4 protein-coding genes are annotated in these 2,925 nt (G+C 65.4%); all 4 read left to right on the top strand.

Going from position 1 to position 2,925, the window contains the following annotated elements:
• A partial coding sequence (locus ABZ909_RS43445; protein ID WP_357012329.1) for an MCE family protein occupies positions 1–451 on the top strand: 451 nt, incomplete at its 5' end.
• On the top strand, positions 448–1,479 hold the full coding sequence (locus tag ABZ909_RS43450; protein WP_357012331.1) for an MCE family protein: 1,032 nt from the start codon (positions 448–450) through the stop codon (positions 1,477–1,479). The genes ABZ909_RS43445 and ABZ909_RS43450, both read left to right, overlap by 4 nt.
• Entirely contained in the window at positions 1,476–2,537 is a 1,062-nt protein-coding gene (locus ABZ909_RS43455; RefSeq protein WP_357012333.1) for an MCE family protein, read from the top strand. The genes ABZ909_RS43450 and ABZ909_RS43455 overlap by 4 nt, the downstream gene beginning before the upstream one ends.
• Positions 2,534–2,925: MlaD family protein (locus tag ABZ909_RS43460; protein ID WP_357012335.1), on the top strand; the 392-nt coding region annotated here is incomplete at its 3' end. The genes ABZ909_RS43455 and ABZ909_RS43460, both read left to right, overlap by 4 nt.

Raw genomic sequence — 2,925 nt, forward strand, 5'->3', positions numbered from 1 at the left:
GCTGCTGAACCTGGTGGGCCTGGCCAACGACACCGGCGGCGTGCTCTCCGACAATGAGAAGGCCCTGGTGGACACCCTCGGGGTGCTGCGGCCGACCACCGAATTGCTCAACGAGTACAACCCGGCGCTGTACTGCCTGGTCGTCGGCGCGGCAAACGCGCTGCCGGACGGCAACCGCATCTTCGGTGGTGACGGCCCGTACGTGACGCTGAACGCCGGCTTCATGGGTGGCGGCACGCCGTACTCGTACCCGAAGGATCTGCCGAAGGTGAATGCCACCGGTGGCCCGCACTGCGAGAACATTCTCGATCGGGTGCCGGGCAGCCATTCCAACTTCCTCGTCACCGACACCTCCGAAGGTGAGGTGTGGACGCCGCCGACGAGCACCAGCCTCAACGGTCCGCGGGTGTTCCAGCTGCTGTTCGGCGATGTTCCGGGGGTGGGCAAGTGAAGTTCAAACCGCATGGCACCACGGTGAAGCTGAGCATCTTCGCCCTGACCATGGTGCTGGTGCTGGCCGCGCTCGGGGTGGTCTTCAGCGAGGTGCGCTTCTCTCGCGCGACCGGCTACCACGCGACCTTCGCCAGCTCGTCCGGAATACTGCCGGGCGCGAAGGTGCGTATCGCCGGTGTTCCGGCGGGCTCGGTGAGCCGTGTCTATGTGGGCAAGGACCATCTGGCGCACGTCGACTTCGACCTCGACCAGCAGTACCGGATCTACTCCGGCACCCAGGCCGCGGTGCGTTACGAGGACCTCGTCGGCAACCGCTACCTGGAATTGATGGACGGCCCGGGCACGGCCCAGCCGCTGGGCAAGGGTGCCACCATCCCGATCGGCCAGACCAAGCCCGCATTGGACCTGGACTTGCTGCTCGGTGGCTTCAAACCGCTACTGCGCGGCCTGAATCCGGACCAGGTCAACGATCTGACCGGCGCGCTGCTGCAGGTGTTCCAGGGGCAGGGCGGCACGCTGGTGTCGCTGCTCAACAGCGGCGGCTCCTTCACCAAGACCCTCGCCGACCGGGATGCCCTGATCGGCAGCGTGATCGAGAATCTGAAGACGGTGCTCGGCACCATCGATCAGAACAACGCCGACTTCCAGACCACGCTGACCGAATTGCAGCGGCTGGTCAGCGGTCTCGCGGCGGACAAGGATCCGATCGGTGACGCCCTGCCCCGATTGGCCGGGGCGACAGGCGGTCTCCAGGATCTGCTGATGCAGACCCGCCCGGATCTCAAGGCGGACTTCCAACAGCTCGGCACACTGTCGCAGAATCTCGACGACAAGAGCGACGAACTGAACTACGTCCTGAATCTGCTGCCCGAGACCTACAAGAAGCTGATCCGGATCGGCTCCTACGGCTCGTTCCTGAACATGTTCGTCTGTGGTGCTGCCCTCCTCGTGGACGCCCCCGGCGGCGGCACCACACGGATCACTCTGCCGGGTGGTCAGACCACCGGAAGGTGCGCGGCAAATTGAACCAACAACGCTCACCGCTGATCAATGTCGGCGTCGTCGGTATCGTCGTGGTGGTCTCGATCTGCTTGACCGCCTTGCAGTTCGACCGGCTGCCGTTCATCCGTTCGGGCGCGGAGTTCACCGCGTACTTCGCCGATGCCGGCGGGCTGCTGCCCGGCGACCAGGTGCAGGTTGCCGGCGTGAAGTCCGGCAAGGTCGAGGCGGTGAAACTGGACGGCGCGAAGGTCAAGGTCCGGTTCAGCCTCGACGAGGCGATCGTGCTCGGCACCAAGACCACCGCGGTCATCAAGACGAACACCGTGCTGGGCCGCAAGTCGCTGCAGGTGGTGCCGGCCGGTGACGGCGCGCTGCGTGAGGATCAGCCGATCCCGTTGGAGCGCACCACATCTCCGTACTCGCTCACCGATGCCCTCGGCGATCTGGCGACCGACGTGAAGGGGATGGACACCGACCAGGTCAACAAGACCCTGGACACCCTGTCGGAAGCCTTCAGCGACACCCCGGGACCGCTGCGCTCGGCGCTGGATGGCGTCACCGCGCTTTCACGCAGCCTGAACGCCCGCGACAAAGCGCTCACCGATCTGCTCTCGCACGCCCAGAACGTAACTAAGGTGCTGGGTGACCGTGCGCTGCAGATCAATTCGCTGCTGGTCGACGGCAATACCCTGCTCGGCGAGCTGGACGCCCGTCGCTCGGCACTGAGCCAGCTGATCGTCTACATCAACGGTCTGGCGCAGCAGCTGACCGGCTTCGTCAACGACAACGAGGACCAGCTGAAACCGACGCTGGACAAGCTGAACTCGGTGCTGGCGCTGCTGATCAAGAACAAGGACAACATCGGCAAGGCGGTCGACGAGCTCGGCCCGTTCGAGGCCGCGCTCGGTGAGCAGGTCGGCAGCGGACCGTACTTCCAGGCCTATCTGGCCAACGGCGCGAGCCCAGCCCTGCAGCTGCTGGTCGACTCCATGGTCTGGCCGCAGCATCTACCCGACTCGCTGCAGAACATGCTCAACGGCGCCTTCCAAGTTCAGACCAACCCTCAGGAGCCGCCGCGATGAACGCACTTCGCAAACTGCCGCGGTGGACCAAGCTCACGGCCGCGGCCGTGGTGGTCGTGCTGGCCGGGTGGCTGGTCTACGGATTGGTCTCCGATATCGGCAAGAAACACGTCACCGCGTACTTCCCCTCGACCAACGGCCTCTACGCCGGTGACGAGATCCGGGTGCTCGGCGTGAAGGTCGGCCGCATCGATTCCATCGATCCCGGCAAGGACCGGGTGACCGTGAAGATGACGGTCGACCGCGGTGTCGATGTTCCGGCCGACGCCAAGGCCATCATCATCTCGCCGTCGCTCGTGTCGGCGCGCTTCATTCAGCTCGCGCCCGCTTACACCGGCGGCGTGAAGATGGCCGACGGCGCGTCGATTCCGGTGGAGCGCACCGCCGT

Source organism: Nocardia sp. NPDC046763 (genome assembly GCF_040645495.1).
Taxonomy (GTDB): Bacteria; Actinomycetota; Actinomycetes; order Mycobacteriales; family Mycobacteriaceae; genus Nocardia.